Origin of the sequence: Rhodanobacter sp. B05, from assembly GCF_002001085.1 — a bacterium.
Taxonomy (GTDB): domain Bacteria; phylum Pseudomonadota; class Gammaproteobacteria; order Xanthomonadales; family Rhodanobacteraceae; genus Rhodanobacter.
Genome location: NZ_MUNU01000007.1, coordinates 91,139 through 110,649, shown reverse-complemented (window position 1 = coordinate 110,649; position 19,511 = coordinate 91,139). Strand labels below are relative to the sequence as shown.

The window sequence follows — 19,511 nt, the reverse complement described above, 5'->3', positions numbered from 1 at the left end:
CCTCAAGGCTCGGTTCGATAACGCCAGTCGTCGGCCGTGTACACCTGGGTCGGCTGTGCCGGTTCCGGCGGGGTATGCCCCGCGCGGAGATCGGCCAGCGAAGTCGCCGACCAGATCACCACCCAGGACGAGCGGAACGGCTGTGCCAGCAGGGCGTAACGCAGGTCGGCCGGGGTCAGTTTTCCCGGGTGCGCCACGACCAGGCCGTCCGGATGGTCGCGCGCGTAGTCCTGCAAGGCCTGGTTGCCGTACAGCTCGGTGATCGGTTGGGTCAGCCGGCCCTCGAAATGGAACTCGCCCTCGTAGTTGCCGAGGTTGGCGAGCGGATGACCGGCGCGCTCGGCGTCGCCCAGCAGATGGGCGGCGGGGCGCAGATCCCAGCGCGGCCACAAGGTCAGCGTGAACAGGGCGTTCAGCGCGAACACGCCGACCAGCCCGGCCACCGCCAGCCGGCGCAGTTCGCCGCGGCCACGCAGCAGCAGCAGGATGCCCAGCAGCAGGAAGATCACGCTGAAATAGCGGCTGTATGGCGCGGCCGCATTGGGCCAGTCGCCATGCACCATGTTGCGATCCACCAGCAGGGGCAGCGCGAACAGCAACACGGCGAAGCCGATGCCGCCCACACCCAGCGGCCAGGTGCCGAGCCAGCCATTGTTGGCCAGTGCCGGTTGGCGCTCGCGCAACACCGCGATCGCGCCAGCCATCAACAGCACGATACCGCCAGCCTCGGGAAACAGGTAATACGGCTGCTTGCCGCTGATCAGCGAGAACACGATGAAGCTTGGTATCAGCCAGCACAGCGCAAAGCGCAGACCCGGCTCCAGCGGCCGGCGCAAGCCGGTGATGGCCACCCACACGCGTGGCCAGCCACTGAACGGAAACAGCAGCGGCAACAGCCACAGCAGGTAGAACCAGAACGGCTCGGCATGGTTCTGCAGGTTCTTGCCTTCTGACAGCTTGTCGACCACGCGGCCGGCGGTCTGGGTGAAGAACAGTCGTTGCCGGTATGCCTCGCCGCCGGAGAACCCGGCCGGCAGCGCCCATGCCAACAGCATCGCGGCGCCGAGCAGCAGCGCGAGCGTGCCGCCGCCGTACCAACGTGCGCGATGCTGACGTGCCCAGTCGTTCCACAGCGGACCGAGCAGCCACGGAAAGATGATGTGCAGCAACATCACCGGCCCTTTGGTCAGCAAGCCCAGACCGATGCACAGACCGAAAAGCAACCAGCGCGGTTCGGCCCGCTGCATCTTCGGGGTCAGGCACAGCAGGGCGGCCAGCGTCCACATGGCCAGCAACCCGTCGTACATGATCTGCAAGGCGAACAGGAACGCGCAGCCCAGCGCCAGCAGCATCCATGGCGCCGCCTTGGCCATCCACGGCCGGCTCGGGAACAGCCGCCGCGCCAGCAGCGAAATCAACACCAGTTGCGCGCCGCCGATCAGCACCTCGAGCACGCGCGGCCAGACGTCGTTGACGCCGAACGCGAACCAGCCGCCCTGAATCAGCCAGAACAGCAGCGGCGCCTTCTCGCTGTAAGGCTGGCCGTTGATGTGCGGCACCAGCCAGTGGCCCTGGTTCCACATTTCCCACGCGACCGCCAGGGTGCGGGTGGAATACAGCGGCATCGGGCCGTGCGAGAAGATCGCCAGCAGCGCCACCAGCATCCACAGCGGCAACCACGGCCACATGGTGCGCAGGTGTTCAAGACGGTTATGGGAGCTTGATGACACGGGCAGGCTCTTGGTGGACTGCGGTGATTCTAGCCTGCGCGGTGCCGGGAGCCCGACACCGGAGCGCGGTCAGGCTGGCCCCCAGTAGCCGATGCGGCGGCGCAACTTGAGTTTGCGCCACAGATTCAGCGGCTTGCGTCGGCGGTTTCTTGCGCCGCGCGCGACGAAGGCATCGATGGCGTCAAGTACGCGCTCGCTGGAACGGCCGTCGCGATACGGATGGATCGCGTCGGCGTAGTCGCGGACTGCCTGCATCAGCTCCGGTGGTCGCGCCAGCGCGCGCTCGATCGCAGGCTCGAACTGGGCCGGATCGTCGATATCGATCAGCTGGGGGCCGGGCCGGCGGTTCTTGAAGGTCACCACCGGCTTGCCGGTGAGCAGGAATTCGTTGAGCGCCGAGGACGTATCGGAGCACATCATGTCGACCTTCGGGAACAGCTCGAGGATGTTGTCGTTCTGCGCGAACGCGAGGTGTTCGTTCTGCAGCGCCTGGTAGCGCGCGCGGGTCTCCGGGTTCATCTTCGGGTGAAAGGTGACGATCCAGCGCCAGCGCCCGTCGCGGGAAAGCCGCTTCACTTCCTCGTACAGCGTCTCGGCGGCGCTCCATGAAGGCGAGAAGGTGGAGTGGTACAGGATCACCGGTGGCCGGCGCAGCGCCGGCAGCGGGCCGGCAATGTCACGCATGAAGGGGTCGAGCTTGGGCCAGCCGGTTTCCGTCACGGCGAAGTGGCCGAGCCGCTCGGCCAGCGCCTCGAACTGCGCGGTGTCGCGCGGACCGGTGGTGCAATACAGGTCGAAGAAGCCGCGGATGTAGATGTGCCGCGGCTTGCCGGCGTCGAAGCCGTGAAACACCTCGACCTTCACGCCCGGAAAGAAATGCGGCAGGTGGTTGCCCGGCGTCAGCACGGCCAACGGTTTCCACGCACGCACTTGCGACACGGTCAACAGGCGTTCGCCCTCGACCAGGTCCGCGGCCCCTGGGCCGTCGAAAAACCAGCCCGTCTCGCCGCCACGGGCGCGAATCGCCTCCTGCACCGGGCGCAGGATGGCCAGCGCATAACGCTCCGATCCGTACAGGAGATAGCGCTTGGGACCAGTCATCAGCGATCGATTTCATGCTTGTGCAGCAGGCCGGCGGCGCGCGCCACCGAATCCGGGCTGTGCACCATTTCGTAATGGCGCATGCGCTTGTAGATGGCGTAGCTTGCCGCCGTGTGGGCGATCATGAAACCCCGCCAGCCGTCGAGGAAGGCCAGCCGAAAGACGTAATCCTTGAGGAAGGCGAGCGCAAACACGAAGGGCGCCTGCCACATGCGCACCGGTTTGCGCTTGTCCAGCCAGTCCCGGCACTTCAGTTCGGTGTAGCGCAGCACCTTGAGTTGCTTGTGCACCAGGGTCGGATTGTTGGTGTGGTTGAAGGTCGCGCGCAGGGTTGGCGCGGCGCCGTCGAAGCGCAACGATTCATGTACGCGCGCATCGCTCCAGCGCGCCCGACCGCGGTGATACAGCCGCGCCAGCTTTTCGCCCACGGCCGGTCGGTACCAGCGCATCGGCCGGCCCATGTAGATCGTGCTGCGGCGCAGCCAGGCGGCTGGCGTGTCGCTCGCCATCAGCGTGGGCAGGCGCTGTTGCAGTTCGCCGGCGAGTTCGGGGCTGAGGTATTCGTCGGCATCCAGCACCAGGATCCAGTCATGGCTGCACTGGCCACTGGCAAAGTTGCGTTGCGCGCCGAAACCGAGCCAATCCTGGTGCACAACGCGCGCGCCGTGCGCCTGCGCGATCGCCACGGTGTCGTCGTCACTGCCCGAATCGACCACCAGCTTTTCGGCCGCGAACGGGACACTGTCCAGGCATCGCGCAATCGTGTCGGCCTCGTTGTGGGTGATGACGGCGAGGGTCAGCGGAAGGGCGGGCATGGGCGGATTCTAGCCGATGCATGCGGTCCGCCCGGCATGGAGTTATCATTCGCCCATGGGACGAGCACCGATGCCGGCGTCGACTGAACCGGACGCGACACGCAGCGACCGATCATCCCCGGGGACATCACACGGACGGCAAGCCTCGGGACAGAGTCTCTCGACGAGAGACTCTGAGGGTCGTCTGTCAATCAGGTGGTCGTCTGACAGCAAGATATCGGGCCTGGATGGCTTGGCGGAACAGGACCGGGCTCTGGATGTGTCTGCTTGCGGCTGGAGGTCGCGCCAACAGCAATCTGCACGAATCGTCAGCCCGGGGCAGCCCATGCGCATCAGCGTTGCCGTAATCACCTACAACTGGCCCGAGGCGCTCGAGCTGGTGCTGCGGGCGCTCGCCAGCCAGACCGAGTTGCCGTATGAAGTCATCGTCACGGACGATGGCTCGCAACCCGCCACGCGCGAGTTGCTGTTGCGCCTCGCACGCGATTATCCGGTTCGGCTGGTGCATCTGTGGCAGCCGGATGACGGCGCGCGGATGAGTCGCGCACGCAACCGCGCGATTGCCGCGGCCCGGGGCGACTACGTCATCCTGCTCGACGGTGACATGGTGGCCGAGCGTCACTTCATCGCCGATCACCGGGCATTTGCGCGACGCGGCTGTTTCGCCCAAGGTTCGCGCGTGCTGACCGACGCAAGCTCGGTCAAGGACATGCTGGGGCGCGGTCCCTCGTTCCCGGAGTTTTTCCGCCGCGGCATCGATCGACGGCGACATACCTTGCGATTGCCGCTGCTGGCACGCCTGTTTGCGCGGCCAAGCACCCGGCAGCGCGGCATCAAGAGCTGCAACATGGCGTTCTGGCGCGACGACCTGCTGCGTCTCAACGGCTTCAACGAGACGATGACCGGATGGGGCCGCGAGGATACCGAACTGGCGGTACGCGCCTTCCATGCCGGCGTGGCCCGGCGCGACCTGCGTCTGGGCGGTCTGGCGGTGCATCTTTACCATCGCACCCGCAAGCACCTCGTCGACAATCCGAACGATCGCATCCTGGAAGAGACCAAGCGTCTGGGCCTCATTCGCTGCGAGCGCGGCGTGGAGCAGTGCATGCTTGAATTCGCCGAAGCGCCGATGGACCTTCGCACTGTCCACTCAGCGGCGCTGAGCCTGCCGCCGATTCCGCCGGGCCGGATCGCGGTGGGGCGGGCTGCGGTGGCCTGAGCTCGTCGCGCCGGCTGTCAGCCCTCGTCCGGCCGGCTCAGCGCGCCGATCCGCAAGGCGAGCCCAAGCACCAGGAAGAAATAGAACGACTGCGTCATCATGCGGTAGAAGACGCTGTCGGTGAGCGCGCACAGCATGTACAGGCCGATCACTGCCACCCCGATCGAGGCCGGCGTCGCGATGTCGCCATCCGGGTCGAGCACGTGGCGGCTGAAATACCACAGTGGCACGAGGAACACGCCCAGCAGCACCAGCAGGCCGGGGATGCCACCGCTGGCGGCCGCCTCCAGGTATTCGTTGTGCGGCTGGTTGTAGCGGCCGATGATCGGATTGCTGCGACCGGCGACGATCTCCTGATGCGTGTAGGCGGCGAACTGGCCGATGCCGATGCCGGCGACGGGATGGGCCATGAAGGCACGCCCGGCCGTGCGCCACATCTCGAGCCGTTCGCGCACGGCACCCGTGGCATCGTGCCGATGATCGAAACTGGTCACTTCCGGGGCGATCGCCTCGAAACGCGACACCATCTCGTGGCGCATGCCGAACGTCGCTCCGCCGGCAACCACGCACACCGCGCCGGCCAGCAGCAAACTTGATCGCCAGCGGCCGGTGCGGCGTGCGTGCAGCAGCACCAGCAACACGAAAATCGGCGCAAACGCCAGCAACGGGCCACGACTCTGGGTCAGCAGGGCGCCATACATGCCGAAGGCCATGGCGACGACGTGCAGGACCTTTTCCCATCGACGGCTGGCGGGGACCAGAAACTGCACGAGGGCCACCGCGGAAAGCCCCAGCAGGATGGTGGCCAGTTCGATCGAGGCAGAGGCGCCCCCGTTCAGCCCGTAGGCGCGATCGATCCCCAGCACGTGGTATTGCACGAACCCTGCCGCGCCGAGCGCGATCGCGGTCAGGCTGAATCCCGCCCAGACCAGTCGCATCCGCAGCGGCAGGCTGAAGCATGCCGCCGTGGCGAGGAACAACAGGATGTGGCCGGGGCGGTCCAGCGGCCGCCAGCCAAGCTGGTGGACCAGCACGTTGACGATCACGAACCCGGTCATCAGCAACGCCGCTGCCACCGGCAGCCACGCCGCGCGGAAGCTGCGGCGCGTGCTGGCGGAACCGACGAGCAGGGCCAGCCCGATCAGAAACAACAAGCCGGTGGGCACCGCCTTGAGGCGCAGGTCGATCGAGAACGACAGCGGCATCAGGGCCACCAGGATGGAGAGCACCCATGCTTGCCAGGGTTTCAGGGTTGCCTGCACGAGGTGATCTTCCATCGGGACAACTGGGCGGGCACACGGGTCGTCGATGCACGGCTGCCATTGTGGGGCATCGCGCAGGTCGGGCGCACCGGCGCCTGTGGCAATCCATGGTTGCGTCACGGAGGTCATTCGTCGTCGTCGCCATTGTCGCGGGGAATACAGCCAGGTAATACCGCGTCCAGCCTGAACATCCACCACTCGCGCCGGTTGGCGTGGCCGGCGTAGGTGGCGCGACGCCGGTCCACGCAGGTGCCCATCGCCGTATCCAGGCTGAAGATCCAGCGCTGCGCCGGATCCTGCCGTAGCCACGCGACGGCCTCGGCGTATTGCTGCGGCCACGGCTTGAGGAAGCCGAACTCGGTGACCGGACCTTGCGCCATCAGCAGGTTCTGTTCCTTCCAGGCCAGCAGGCCGATGCTGGCCTGCGGACCGGCGATCGCACGCGCCCTGACCATCACGTCGCGCGCCGAACGGTCGCCGTTGAGCATGGGGTAGCCCCACAGGCCATACAGGCTCCACAGCACGCCCGCGAACAGCAGCCAACCCAGCGGAGCCCGGCGTACACGGGTGAATGATGCGATGACCAGCCCGGCACAGCCGATGACCAGCCCCAGCCACCAGATCTGCGGATCCAGGCTTTGCTCGATCTTCAGCGCCCAGGGCGGGTGACGCAGCAAGGCCAGTGCGGCGCCCAGGGTCAGCAACGCGCCCAGCAGCGTGGTCAGTGCGAACACCGCGAGGCGCACGCCGCGCCGGCGCAGCAGGCCGGGCAGCAGGGGCGCCAGCGCCAGTACGGCCATCGGCAGCGCGGGCAGGATGTACACATCGCGTTTGCCCGGGCTGATCGAGAAGAACAGCAGGATCAGCACGATCCAGCCCAGCGGCAGCAGGAAGCGTGCATCGCGCCGCTGCAGTCGCCGCCACCACGCCGGCAGTGCCCACGGCAGCAGCAACGACAGCGGCAGCCAGTCGACCGCGATGATGCCGAGGAAATAGAACGGCGAATGGAGATGCCCGGTCGGCGTGGCGTAGCGATGCACGGTCTGCCCGAACAGGATGTTCTGCACGTAGGCGGCGTGCTGCGGATCGCCGTCGGCACGGGCCACCAGCAGCATCGGCAGCAGCCAGCCCAGGATCGGCAGCAGGAACATGGCCACGCCACCGGCCCAGCGCCAGCCGCCGGCAGGCCGTGCCAGATGGCGCCATCCACCGCGCCGGGCAATCAGGTAAGGGACCAGCATCAGCAGGGCGAGCACACCGACGCCCTTAGTCGCCACGCCGACACCGGCAAAAAAACAGCCGACGGCAAACCAGCGCCACGCCGGCCCCAGCAGCAGGTGGCGCAGCAGGCCGTAATTGGCGAGGGTGATCCAGCCCAACAGCAACGGATCGATCTGCGCGTTGCGCATCTGGTAGGTGAAGTGGATCGTGACCAGCAAGGTGGCTGCGGCCAGCAGTGCGCTGCGATGGTTCCACAAGCGCCGCGCCAGGTCGTAGACCAGCGCCAGCGCGCCCAGGCCGGCCAGCAGGGACGGCAGCAGGAAGGCCACCCGCCAGCTGCGGGTCAGCAGGTAGGCCAGCGCCTCCAGCCACATGAACACTGGTGGCTTGTCCGGGTACAGCTCGTGGCCGCGATGCGGAAACAGCCACTGGCCGTGTTCGACCATCCAGTGCGCGACGAGGGCGAAACGCGGTTCGTCCGATGGCCACGGATCGCGCAGGCCGATGCCGAGACCGAGCAACAGCACGGCAAATACGCCGAACAGCAGCAGCTCCCCGCGGGCATCGCGTAGCCACAACGGACGGGCGCGGGACAGGGGCAGCAGGGGCTTCACGACGTGCGGCATTCTGTCTGCGAGGGGAGCGGTGCTGCCAAGCATAGCCGGCCGGTGCGGTCTTCGAGGTGTGACATGGCAATCAATCCCGCTTGCGAAGTGCCGCGTAATACATGCCGTCGAGGTCGCCATCGCCCGGCAGGATCTGCCAGCCGGTCGCGGCGGGCTGGCCCGTCGGCAGGGTGAATGCCACGACCTGCGCATCCGCCTGCGCGGCCAGCAATTCGCCGACGATCGCCTCGTTCTCCGCGCGCAGCACCGAGCAGGTGATGTAGATCAACCGCCCGCCCGGGGCAAGCAGCGGCCACAGTGCGGCGAGGATACGGCGCTGCTGCGCCTGCATGCCGGCGATGTCGCTCTCGCGCCGATGCAGGCGCACGTCCGGCCGGCGGCGCAGTACACCGGTGGCCGAGCAGGGCGCGTCGATCAGGATGCGGTCAAACGGCTGGCCCTTCCACCAGGCTTTTGGCGCGCCGGCATCGCCGATCAGCACTTTCGCATTCAGGCGCAGGCGCATCAGATTCTGGCGGATGCGTTCGGCCCGCGCCGGCTCGAACTCCAGCGCGGTCAGGTCGATGTCGGCGCGCTCGAGCAGGTGGCAGGCCTTGCCGCCGGGCGCGGCACAGGCATCCAGCACGCGCAGGCCATCGCGCAGGTCGGCGAGATCGGCGGCCACCTGGGCGGCGCCGTCCTGTACCGCGAAGTGACCATCCTCGAAACCGGGCATGCGGGTGACATCGGCGCTGTGCGGCAGAACCAGCGCATCGGCCAGCCACGGGTGTGGCGTCGCCGCGTACCCGGCTGCCTGCAACTGGTCGATCAGGATGTCGCGCTCGCTGCGCCGGCGATTGACCCGCAGCATCAGCGGCGGCTCGCGGTTGTCGGCGTCCATCACCGCGTCGGCCTGCGCCGGCCAGTCTCGCTGCAACGCGGCGGCCAGCCACGCGGGGTGGGCGTGGCGGGTCTGCGGTTTGCTGTCGAGCTTCGCCAGCAGGCTTTCGCGCTCGCGCTGCCAGCGGCGCAACACCGCGTTGACCAACCCGGCCAGCTGCGGGCGCTTGAGCGTGCGCACGGCTTCCACGGTGGCGGCCACCGCGGCGTAGTCCTGCAGTTCCAGGATTTCCAGCTGAACCAGACCCAGCACCAGCAGGGCGTGTACGGCGGGGTCCTTGTGCCGCAGCGACTTTTCCAGCAGGCCGTCGATCGCCGCATCGAAACGCAGCCACCAGCGCGCGCCTTCGCTGAGCAGGGCCATCAGCAGGGCGCGGTCACGCGGATCGGCCAGCTTCGGCGCGGAGCGTTCCATCACCTCGCGCAGCGAGGCGCCGCGCAAGGCGACGTCGGCCAGTCCCCTGGCGGCCAGCGCGCGGGTGTCGGTCTTCATCGTGGCTGGCGCAACTCGGGCCGTGCGTTGAGATAATCGATGGCGCTGATCCGCTTGCCGCCGGCGCGCTGCACGGCGGTGATGCGTAGCACGCCCTGGCCGCAGGCGACCTCGATGCCGTCCCGTCCCGCGCCCAGCACCCGGCCGGCTTCGGCGTGGTGATCCCGCGCGATCGCGTGGGCGGCGTGGATCCGCAGCATCTCGCCGGCGATCGCGCCCTCGGCGACCGGCCACGGATCGAACGCGCGCACCTGGCGCTCCAGCTCGATCGCCGCGCGGCCGAAGTCCAGCTTCGCCTCGGCCTTGTCCAGCTTGTGGGCGTAGGTCGCGCCGTCCGCCGGCTGTGGCATCGCGCGCAGCACCTCGCCGGCCAGCGTGCGACGCAGCCCTTCGGCCAGTACCTCGGCACCGAGTACGGACAGGCGATCGTGCAACGAACCACCGGTGTCGTCGCGGCGGATCGGGGTACGCCGCTGCAACATCACCGGGCCGGTATCCAGCCCGGCCTCCATCTGCATCAGGTCGACCCCGCTTGCCTCGTCGCCTGCAAGGATCGCGCGCTGGATCGGCGCGGCACCGCGCCAGCGCGGCAGCAGGCTGGCGTGCACGTTCCAGCAACCGAGTCGCGGAATCGCCAGCACCTTGCGCGGCAGGATCAGGCCGTAAGCGACCACCACCAGCAAGTCCGGCCGGTACGCCGCCAGTGCCTGTTGCACCTCGGCGGATTTCAGCGACTCGGGTTGTTCGACCGTGATGCCGACAGCCAACGCGGCCTGCTTGACCGGACTGGGTGTGAGTTTGCGCCCGCGGCCCGCCGGACGATCGGGCTGGGTATAGACGGCCACCACTTCGGCGCCGCTGGCGCGGCAGGCCTCGAAACAGGGCACGGAGAACTCCGGAGTGCCGGCAAAGACCAGCCGCAGGGTCCGGCTACACGAGGCGGATTCGTTCAAGCACTGGCCGCCTGCTTGCGCTGCTTGTCCAGCCGTTTCAGCAGCAGGCTGCGCTTGAGCGACGACAGGTAGTCGACGAACACCTTGCCTTCCAGGTGGTCCATCTCGTGCTGGATGCACACCGCCAGCGGGCCTTCGGCCTCGACGACGATCTCCTTGCCGTCGACATCCTGCGCTTTGACCCTGACCGCCAGCGCCCGCGTGACATCGGCATACAGGCCCGGAAACGACAGGCAACCTTCCTGGTAGACCTGCGAGCCGTCCTTTTCCAGGATCTGCGCATTGATCAGCGCCAGCGGCCGGTTGTGCCCCTCGCTCATGTCCGCCACCAGCACGCGCTGGTGCACATTGACCTGGGTGGCGGCCAGGCCGACACCGTTGGCGGCGTACATGGTTTCGAACATGTCGGCCACGAACTGTTTCAGCTTCGCATCGAACACGGTGACCGGCTCGGCGCGGGTGCGCAGGCGGGGATCGGGGAATTCAAGGATGGAAAGGATGGACATGGCTCACCTCGGCGCCAAAACTGCGGGCGATTTGGTAAAAACCCGCCCGGGCGCGATCTAGAATGTGCATCATTGTACGTCGGCAAGCACGCGAGCGCAGACGATTTTTGCCAACCCGCGCCTGTTGCGCGCGTTAACCATTCGGTTACACTCGACCGAGCACCTGGGGAAGGGGGATTCCCGCCAATGATCAGAAAGACAATCGTGTTGCTGGCCAGCATGCTGGTCACCGTGGCGGTGTACGCGGCGGGCGCGCAGCTGAGGGCCAATCACCCCGACAGCTATACCGTCCGCCGTGGCGATACGCTGTGGGGGATATCCGCCAAATTCCTGGCCAAGCCCTGGTTGTGGCCGGAGATCTGGCAGGCCAACCCGCAGGTACGCAACCCCCACCTGATCTATCCGGGCGACGTGCTCAACCTGTCCTTCATCAATGGGCCGAGCTTGCGGCTGGAGCCGGGCGTGCATCGCGAAGGTGAAGCGATTCCGGCAATCCCGCTGGACCAGCTGAAGATGTTCCTCAAGGACATGCGGGTGATGGATTCCAACTCCGTCAGTTCCGCACCTTATGTGGTCGGTCTGGAAGAGAACCGCCTGCGTGGCGCCGTCGGTCAGAACATCTACGTGCGCGGCCTGCAGGGCGAGCCGGGGCAGCGCTGGGCGATCGTGCGTCCCAGCCATGTGTTCCGTGGCTTCGACGAGAACAAGGCCGATGCCGATCTGGTGGCGCATGACCTGGACAGCAACGCGGCGATGGTCAATGCGCCGTGGCGCGAGGATTCGCGCAACGACGGCCACTACGGCAAGGGCGACGATCTCGGCGTCGAGGTCAGCGTGATCGGCACCGCCGAGACCCTGCGCACGGGTGACCCGTCCACCCTGCTGCTGCTCGATTCCACCAAGGAAATCCGCAGTGGCGACCGCATCATGCCGGTCGACGACAAGCCCTACGACGCTTTCTACTATCCGCACCCGCCGAAGTCGGTTCCTGCCGATGCCAAGGTGATCGGTTTCGCCGATGCGCTGGACGCGGCCGGATCGCGCCAGGTGGTGTTGCTGTCGGTCGGCTCCCGCGACGGGGTCGACAACGGCACCACGTTCTCGATCTCCGAGCCGGGCGAGACCATCCATGACGACGTGGCCAGCAACAGCTGGAACCGTGGCGTCGGCAAGACGGTGAAGCTGCCGGACGAGTACGTGGGCCACGTGATGGTGTTCCGCACCTTCGACCGGGTCAGCTACGGCCTGGTGATGGACAGCCTGCGTCCGGTGCATGTCGGTGGCCGGCTGATCCTGCCGGAATAATCGGCGCCGGCGACGACAACGGCATCTGCCTACAGGACGGCGCGGCCCACACCGCGCCGTTTCTGCTGGTGCCCACTGCGTAAACTGCAGGCGATGGACATCGACGACAAGGATGAGTTGCGCGCCTGGCTGATCGCCCTGCGCACGCCGGGCCTCGGTCCCGGCGGCCTGCGCGAGCGGCTGGATGCGGCCGGCGGTGACATCCATGCCGCATTGGCCGGATTGCAGGCGTATTCCGCGCCGCTGGGTGAGCCCGCACGGATCTGGCTGGCCCAGCCGGACGAAGGGCAACTGGTCGCCGACGAGGCGTGGCTGGCCGCGCCGGGTCATCGCCTGCTGCGTTGCACCGAGCTGGATTTTCCGCCCCAGCTGGACAATATCCCGCAACCGCCGGCGGCGCTGTTCGTGGTCGGCGACGCCAGCCTGTTGCTCTATCCCCAGGTGGCAATCGTGGGTGCGCGCGCGGCCAGCGCGGCCGGCAAGGCCCATGCGCGGGCATTCGCGCGCGCGCTGGCCGAGGCGGGTTTCGCGATCACCAGCGGCATGGCCGACGGGATCGATGGCGCGGCCCACATCGCCGCGCTGGACGCCGGCGCGAAGACGCTGGCGGTGGTGGGCACCGGGCCGGATCGGGTGTACCCGCGCAAGCACCGGGAACTGGCCCGGCGGGTCGCCGCGCACGGCGTGTTGTTGAGCGAGTTTCCACCCGGTACGGCCGCACGGGCGGATCACTTTCCCCGTCGCAACCGGATCATTGCCGGGCTGGCGCTGGGCACCCTGGTGATCGAGGCCGGCCTTCGTTCGGGTTCGCTGATCACGGCGCGGCTTGCCGCCGAACAGGGTCGCGAGGTGTTTGCCCTGCCCGGTTCCATCCATAATCCGCTCGCGCACGGTTGCCACCGGCTGATCCGCGATGGTGCGCGGCTGGTGGAGCATGCGGCCGAAATCGTCGAGGTGCTGGCCCCGCTGGCGCGTGCGCTGGGTGGCGAACTGGCGGTACGGCTGGGCCAGCCCGGCGACGGTGCCGAAGCTGATTTGCCAGTCGGCACGGGGCATATGGCGGATCCCGATTATCGTCGTCTTTTGGACGAACTTGGCCATGAGCCAGCGACAATGGACGAACTTGTGCAACGTACGGAGCTGCCGGCGGCGGCGCTGTCGTCGATGCTGTTGATGCTCGAACTCGATGTGCGGATCGAGCGTCTGCCGGGCAACCGCTACCAGCGCTTGCCGGCGGCGCGCGCGGCCCGCTGAGCTGCCGGCGCAGGCCGCCCCGCGACGGTGCGCGCTTGACAGCCGCTGGCATCACGTGGTTTCAACTATATATATGCCCGGCACGGAAACGCCGGTGGTTCACTTTCGGATATCCAGCTTCATGGCAAAAAACCTGCTCATCGTCGAATCGCCGGCCAAGGCCAAGACGATCAACAAATACCTCGGCAAGGACTTCCAGGTCCTCGCCTCCTATGGTCACGTGCGTGATCTCAAGCCGAAGGAGGGGGCGGTCGATACCGAGCACGGTTTCGCGATGGCCTACGAGGTGATCGAGCGCAACCAGAAGCACGTCGATGCGATCGCCAAGGCGGCCAAGCTGGCCGACGACATCTACCTCGCGACCGACTTGGATCGCGAAGGCGAGGCGATCAGCTGGCACATCAGCGAGATTCTGCAGGAGCGCGGCCTGACCAAGGGCAAGCGCATGCACCGGGTGGTGTTCTCCGAAATCACGCCGAAGGCGATCAAGGCCGCGGTGGCCGCGCCGCGGCAGCTTTCGCACGACCTGGTCGATGCGCAGCAGGCGCGTCGTGCGCTGGACTACCTGGTCGGCTTCAATCTGTCGCCGGTGCTGTGGCGCAAGGTGCAGCGCGGCTTGTCCGCCGGCCGCGTGCAGTCGCCGGCACTGCGCATGATCGTCGAGCGCGAGGAGGAGATCGAGGCGTTCAAGGCCCGGGAATACTGGACCATCGAGGCGCAGCTCAAGCACGTCGACGGTGATTTCAGCGCACGGCTGTCGCGGCTCAACGGCAAGAAGTTCGAGCAGTTCGACCTCACCAGCGAAGCCGACGCGACGGTTGCCCGCGACGCGCTGAAGGCGGCCGCGCGCGGTCGCCTTACCGTCAGCGAAGTCAGCTCGAAGGAGCGCAAGCGCCGCCCGGCCGCACCGTTCACCACCTCCACCCTGCAGCAGGAGGCCGCGCGCAAGCTCGGTTTCACCACCAGCCGCACGATGAAGGTGGCGCAGGGCCTGTACGAAGGCGTGGCGCTGGGCAGCGAGGGCAATGTCGGCCTGATTACCTACATGCGTACCGACTCGACCATGCTCGGCGACGACGCGATGGCCGAACTGCGCCAGCTGATCGCCCGCGACTTCGGCGGCAAGGCCTTGCCGGATGCGCCGCAGGTGTACAAGACCAAGTCCAAGAACGCGCAGGAGGCGCACGAGGCGATCCGCCCGACCTCGGCGATGCACACGCCCAAATCGGTGGCGGCCTACCTCAACGACGACCAGCGCAAGCTGTACGAGCTGATCTGGAAGCGCACCGTCGCCTGCCAGATGATCCATGCCACGCTGAACACCGTGTCGGTCGAGTTCGCCCTGCCCGACGCGGCCGGTGGCGATGCCTCGTTCCGGTCAAGCGGTACCACCGTGGTCGATCCCGGCTTCCTCGCCGTGTACGAGGAAGGTCGCGACCAGAAGAGCGCCGAGGACGACGACGAAGGCCGCCGCCTGCCGCGGCTGGAGAAAGGCGAGGCGGTGCCGCTCAAGGAAATTGTGGCCGACCAGCACTTCACCGAGCCGCCGCCGCGCTATTCCGAAGCGAGCCTGGTCAAGGCGCTGGAAGAACATGGCATCGGCCGCCCGTCGACCTATGCCAGCATCATCCAGGTGCTGCAGAACCGTGAGTACGTATTCCTTGACAGCCGCCGCTTCAAGCCCAGCGACGTCGGCCGCGCGGTCAGCAAGTTCCTCACCCAGCATTTCACCCAGTACGTCGACTACGACTTCACCGCAAAACTGGAAGACGAACTCGATGCGGTGAGTCGCGGCGAGGAGGCCTGGGTGCCGCTGATGGAGCGCTTCTGGAAGCCGTTCAAGCAGCAGGTGGACGAGAAGGCCGAGTCGGTCGACCGCAGCGAGGCGACCGGCGCGCGCGAACTGGGCACCGATCCGAAAACCGGCAAGCCGGTGTTCGTGCGGCTGGGCCGGTTCGGGCCGTATGCCGCGATCGGCGACAAGGACAGCGACGAGAAGCTGCAGTTCGCCTCGTTGCGTCCGGGCCAGAGCATGCACACTATCGAGCTCGCCGACGCGCTGGAACTGTTCAAGCTGCCGCGCAAGCTGGGCCAGGCGGAAAACGGCGACGAGGTCAGCGTGGCGATCGGCCGCTTTGGCCCGTTCGTGAAGCAGGGCAGCACCTATGCCTCGCTGAAGCCGGAGGACGATCCGTACACCATCGAGCTACCGCGCGCGCTGCAGATCGTGGCCGAGAAACTGGAGATGCTGGCGAACCGGCTGATCCTCGATTTCGGCAACGGCGTGCAAGTGCTGAACGGCCGCTACGGCGCCTACATCACCGACGGCGAGAAGAATGCGCGCATCCCGAAGGAGCAGGAGCCGAAGGAACTGACCGAGAAGCAGTGTCTCGAACTGCTGGCGGCCGCACCGGTGCGCAAGGGCCGCTTCGGCAAGAAGACCGCCACCAGGAAAACCGCGACCAAGAAGGCTGCCGCCAAGAAAGCAACGCCGGCGGTGAAGAAGGCTGCCGTGAAGAAAGCCGCGACGAAGAAGAAAGCGACCAAGAAGACGGCAACCAAGAAAACCGCCACCAAAAAAGCGGCGACGAAGAAAGCCGTGGCAGAGAAAGTCGAGGCCTGAGTGCTGCGGCGTTTCACTCTCGCCGAGCTCGATGCCGCTGCCTCGTTGCTGCACGACGGCGGCGTGCTGGCCTACCCGACCGAGGCGGTGTTCGGTCTCGGCTGCGATCCGCATGATCCGGTCGCGTTCGAGCGGATCTTTGCGCTGAAGCAACGCCCACCCACGCAGGGCGTGCTGCTGATCGCTGCGGACTTCGGCCAGGTCGAGCGTTACATCGACTTCACCGCGGTGCCGGACGAGGTGCTGCGGCAGGTGCGCGCGAGCTGGCCCGGGCCGCATACGTGGGTCTTCCCGCGTTCGGCCGAGGTGCCCGACTGGGTGGCCGGCCAGCATGCCGGCATTGCGTTGCGGGTCACTGCGCATGAACCGGCTGCCGCGCTGTGTCGTGCCTTCGGCAGTGCCCTGGTGTCGACCAGCGCGAACCCGCATGGGCGGCCGCCGGCCCGTACCGCTCAGCAGGTGGCGGATTATTTCGGCGATGCACTGGACGGCGTGCTGCAGGCGCCGCTGGGCGGCCAGCTCAGCCCCACGGTGATTCGCGACGCGCTGTCGGGCGCTATCATTCGCGCCTGAACGTGCGGGGGAGCGCACGTCGATCGCGCCAGGGGGCACGAATGGATGCGAATCATCCACGGCCGTCGTTCAGGTCGCCGTTCACATGGCGGCGCGATGCTGGCGCAGGCCAAGACATTCAAGATTCATGGAGTTTGCAGTTTGGTTATTGTCTACGATCCGTGTCAGCGCGAGCTGCCGCCACTGCTGCCGCTGCTGGAAGGCGCCGACCCGGCGCGGACCATGGCATGGCGTCATGGCGAGGCGATCAGTGCGGAGCGCTTCCTGGCCGATGTCCGCGCGGTGTCCGCCTCCCTGCCAAGTGCGGCGGCGGTGGTGAACCTTTGCGAAGACCGTTATGCCTTTCTGGTCGCGTTCTGCGCAGTGGCGTTGCGCGGCCAGATCAACCTGTTGCCTTCCTCGCGCGCGCCGCAGGCGGTGGACGAGGTGATGAGAGCTCACCCCGGTTGCTATGCGCTGGGTGAGCAGAAGCTCGATCCGCCGCCGCCGGGTTATCGGCAACTGCCGTCGCTGGAAGCAACACCGCCGGTCACGGCCGATGCCGCATGGCCGTCGCTTCCCGCCGATCAGGTGGTAGCGATCGGCTACACCTCCGGCTCCACCGGCGCGCCCAGCGCGAATCCCAAGACCTGGGGCAGTTTCCGCGCCAGCAACGCCGGCAACCTGGCGCGACTGCAGGCGACTGTCGGCGACCGTTTCGAGCTGGTCGCCACGGTGCCGCCGCAGCACATGTACGGCATGGAGATGTCCGTCCTGCTGCCCTTGCTCGGCAACGTGGGCGTGCATACCGGCCGTCCGTTCTTCCCCGGCGACGTGGCCGCGGCGCTGGCCGCGGTGCCGGTGCCGCGGGTGCTGGTGACCACGCCGGTGCACCTGCGCGCGCTGATCGAATCGGGCATCGACTTGCCGGCGATCGCGGCGATGGTCTCGGCCACTGCGCCGCTGCCGGTCGAGCTGGCTGGTGCGGCCGAGCGGCGCTTCGGCGCGCCGTTGCTGGAAGTGTTCGGCTCCACCGAGACCTGCGTATTCGCCAGCCGTCGCCCCACCGTGGACGAGGACTGGTCGCTGTATGACGGCGTGAGCCTGCACCCGCAGCCGGACGGTACGGCGGTCGAGGCGCCGCAACTGCGCGCGCCGGTCACCCTGGCGGACATCGTCAGTCTGTCCGACGGTGGCCGCCGCTTCCGCCTGTGCGGTCGTCACGCCGACATGCTGGAGATCGCCGGCAAGCGCGCCTCGCTGGCCGACCTCACCCGCCGCCTGCTGGCCATACCCGGCGTGCGCGATGGCGTGGTGTTCCAGCACGATGACGGCGACGCGCTCGGCGTGCACCGAATCGCAGCGCTGGTGGTCGCGCCGGGGTTGGACGAGCACGCCATCCTCGACACCTTGCGCCGAGCGATCGACCCACTGTTCCTGCCGCGCCCGCTGAAGCGGGTCGAGGCGCTGCCGCGCAACGAGACCGGCAAGCTGCCGCGAGCGGCGTTGCTGGAACTCCTGCAAACCCGCGGCTGAGCGCGGGCCAGGGTCTCACGGCGATCCCGTCGCAGCCGCTACAATGCGCAGCCGCGTCGTGTGGCGCGCGAGGGTGCAGGCATGAAGGTTCTGGTGATCGGCAGCGGCGGACGTGAACATGCGCTGGCCTGGAAGCTCGGGCAATCGCCACAGGTCGACGAGGTGATCGTGGCCCCAGGCAATGCCGGTACCGCGCGCGAGCCAGGCGTGCGCAATGCCGACGTGGCGATGCACGACATCGAGGGTCTGTTGCAACTGGCGAAGCGCGAGAAGGTGGGCCTGACCGTGGTCGGCCCCGAAGTGCCGCTGGTCGCCGGCGTGGTTGACAGGTTCCGCGGCGCCGGCCAGCGCATCTTCGGGCCGCGCGCGATCGCTGCGCAGCTCGAGGGCTCCAAGGCGTTCGCCAAGGACTTCCTGCAGCGACACAACATCCCCACCGCGCACTACGCGGTGTTCACCGAACTCAATCCCGCGCTGGCCCATGTACGCGAACAAGCCCATCAGAGCGGGGGCGCGCCGATCGTGATCAAGGCCGACGGGCTGGCCGCCGGCAAGGGCGTGGTGGTGGCGCTGACCCTGGCCGATGCGGAACTGGCGTTGCACGACATGCTGGGCGCGCGCAGCTTCGGCGACGCCTCGGCGCGGGTGGTGATCGAGGAATTCCTCGACGGCGAGGAAGCCAGTTACATCGTGATGAGCGACGGCAGCCATGCGCTGCCGATGGCCTCCAGCCAGGATCACAAGCGTCGCGACGAGGGTGATCTCGGCCCCAATACTGGCGGCATGGGTGCGTATTCGCCGGCACCGGTGGTCACCGCCGAGGTCGAGCAGCGCATCCTGAAGGAAGTGATCGAGCCGACCCTGCGCGGCATGGCCGCCGAGGGCGCGCCGTTCATCGGCTTCCTGTACGCGGGGCTGATGATCGACAAGCACGGCGCCCCGAAGGTGATCGAGTTCAACGTGCGCTTCGGCGACCCGGAAACCCAACCGATCATGCTGCGACTGAAATCCGACCTGGTCGAGTTGATCGACGCGGCGCTGGACGGGCGGCTGGAAAGCACCCGCGCACGCTGGGATGCGCGCCCGGCAATCGGCGTGGTGATGGCTGCGGCAGGCTATCCGGCGCGGGTGCGCAGCGGCGACCCGATCGAGGGGCTTGAAGCCGCTGCAGCGGACGATGCAAAAGTGTTTCACGCAAGTACCGCGCTCGATGCGCAGGGGCGTGTGGTGACCGCGGGCGGCCGCGTGCTGACCGTGTGCGCACTCGGCAGCGATATCGCCGCCGCGCGTGAGCGGGTGTATGCCGCGGTAGCGCGCATCCGCTACGACGGCGCATTCTGGCGTCGCGATATTGCCCATCGCGCATTGCGCCGGCACTGACCGGCGTACGCCGGCGCATGGTAGGCCATCGGACGGATTGACTTTTCCGTCCCGTC

The 19,511-nt window shown here is 67.5% G+C and carries 15 protein-coding genes; 7 read left to right on the top strand and 8 right to left on the bottom strand.

Going from position 1 to position 19,511, the window contains the following annotated elements:
- Positions 1 to 2 precede the first annotated feature (2 nt).
- The 3 genes from B0E47_RS02390 to B0E47_RS02380 all read right to left on the bottom strand — a co-directional run bounded on the left by B0E47_RS02390 (position 3) and on the right by B0E47_RS02380 (position 3,646).
- Positions 3 to 1,730, bottom strand: a complete 1,728-nt coding sequence (locus B0E47_RS02390; RefSeq protein ID WP_077512130.1) for a glycosyltransferase family 39 protein — start codon at positions 1,728 to 1,730, stop codon at positions 3 to 5.
- A 69-nt stretch (positions 1,731 to 1,799) separates the two neighbouring features.
- On the bottom strand, positions 1,800 to 2,831 hold the full coding sequence (locus B0E47_RS02385; RefSeq protein ID WP_077512128.1) for a CDP-glycerol glycerophosphotransferase family protein: 1,032 nt from the start codon (positions 2,829 to 2,831) through the stop codon (positions 1,800 to 1,802).
- Positions 2,831 to 3,646 carry a glycosyltransferase family 2 protein gene (locus B0E47_RS02380; RefSeq protein WP_077512126.1) on the bottom strand — a complete coding sequence of 272 codons (816 nt, stop codon included), beginning with the start codon at positions 3,644 to 3,646 and terminating at the stop codon, positions 2,831 to 2,833. The genes B0E47_RS02385 and B0E47_RS02380 overlap by 1 nt, the downstream gene beginning before the upstream one ends.
- A gap of 325 nt (positions 3,647 to 3,971) precedes the next feature.
- Here B0E47_RS02380 and B0E47_RS02375 point away from each other — a divergent pair, with 325 nt between their 5' ends.
- On the top strand, positions 3,972 to 4,865 hold the full coding sequence (locus B0E47_RS02375) for a glycosyltransferase family 2 protein (RefSeq protein ID WP_077512124.1): 894 nt from the start codon (positions 3,972 to 3,974) through the stop codon (positions 4,863 to 4,865).
- Positions 4,866 to 4,882: 17 nt separating this feature from the next.
- On the opposite strand, the gene B0E47_RS02370 is transcribed toward B0E47_RS02375, so the two are convergent.
- The 5 genes from B0E47_RS02370 to def all read right to left on the bottom strand — a co-directional run bounded on the left by B0E47_RS02370 (position 4,883) and on the right by def (position 10,805).
- The gene (locus B0E47_RS02370) at positions 4,883 to 6,142 is read right to left on the bottom strand and encodes an O-antigen ligase family protein (protein ID WP_077512122.1); all 1,260 of its coding nucleotides are present in this window, start codon (positions 6,140 to 6,142) and stop codon (positions 4,883 to 4,885) included.
- Positions 6,143 to 6,252: 110 nt separating this feature from the next.
- On the bottom strand, positions 6,253 to 7,962 hold the full coding sequence (locus B0E47_RS02365; protein WP_077512182.1) for a glycosyltransferase family 39 protein: 1,710 nt from the start codon (positions 7,960 to 7,962) through the stop codon (positions 6,253 to 6,255).
- Between the two features lie 82 nt (positions 7,963 to 8,044).
- A complete protein-coding gene (gene rsmB, locus B0E47_RS02360; RefSeq protein ID WP_077512120.1) occupies positions 8,045 to 9,346 on the bottom strand; it encodes a 16S rRNA (cytosine(967)-C(5))-methyltransferase RsmB in 1,302 nt (433 codons plus the stop codon).
- A complete protein-coding gene (gene fmt / locus B0E47_RS02355; RefSeq protein WP_139351310.1) occupies positions 9,343 to 10,269 on the bottom strand; it encodes a methionyl-tRNA formyltransferase in 927 nt (308 codons plus the stop codon). The genes rsmB and fmt overlap by 4 nt, the downstream gene beginning before the upstream one ends.
- Before the next feature lie 26 nt (positions 10,270 to 10,295).
- Complete coding sequence (def, locus tag B0E47_RS02350) at positions 10,296 to 10,805, bottom strand: peptide deformylase (RefSeq protein ID WP_077512116.1); 510 nt, start codon at positions 10,803 to 10,805, stop codon at positions 10,296 to 10,298.
- Between the two features lie 186 nt (positions 10,806 to 10,991).
- Between def and B0E47_RS02345 the strand changes: the two genes are divergently transcribed.
- The 6 genes from B0E47_RS02345 (at position 10,992) to purD (ending at position 19,455) form a co-directional block, all read left to right on the top strand.
- Complete coding sequence (locus B0E47_RS02345; protein WP_077512114.1) at positions 10,992 to 12,110, top strand: LysM domain-containing protein; 1,119 nt, start codon at positions 10,992 to 10,994, stop codon at positions 12,108 to 12,110.
- 93 nt (positions 12,111 to 12,203) lie between these two features.
- Positions 12,204 to 13,364 carry a DNA-processing protein DprA gene (gene dprA, locus B0E47_RS02340; protein ID WP_077512112.1) on the top strand — a complete coding sequence of 387 codons (1,161 nt, stop codon included), beginning with the start codon at positions 12,204 to 12,206 and terminating at the stop codon, positions 13,362 to 13,364.
- 121 nt (positions 13,365 to 13,485) lie between these two features.
- A complete protein-coding gene (locus B0E47_RS02335; protein ID WP_077512180.1) occupies positions 13,486 to 15,987 on the top strand; it encodes a DNA topoisomerase I in 2,502 nt (833 codons plus the stop codon).
- A complete protein-coding gene (locus tag B0E47_RS02330; protein WP_077512110.1) occupies positions 15,988 to 16,560 on the top strand; it encodes a Sua5/YciO/YrdC/YwlC family protein in 573 nt (190 codons plus the stop codon).
- Between the two features lie 141 nt (positions 16,561 to 16,701).
- Positions 16,702 to 18,075, top strand: coding sequence for an AMP-binding protein (locus B0E47_RS02325; protein ID WP_077512178.1), 1,374 nt, complete (start codon positions 16,702 to 16,704; stop codon positions 18,073 to 18,075).
- Positions 18,076 to 18,156: 81 nt separating this feature from the next.
- Complete coding sequence (gene purD / locus B0E47_RS02320; protein ID WP_077512176.1) at positions 18,157 to 19,455, top strand: phosphoribosylamine--glycine ligase; 1,299 nt, start codon at positions 18,157 to 18,159, stop codon at positions 19,453 to 19,455.
- Positions 19,456 to 19,511: the final 56 nt, after the last annotated feature.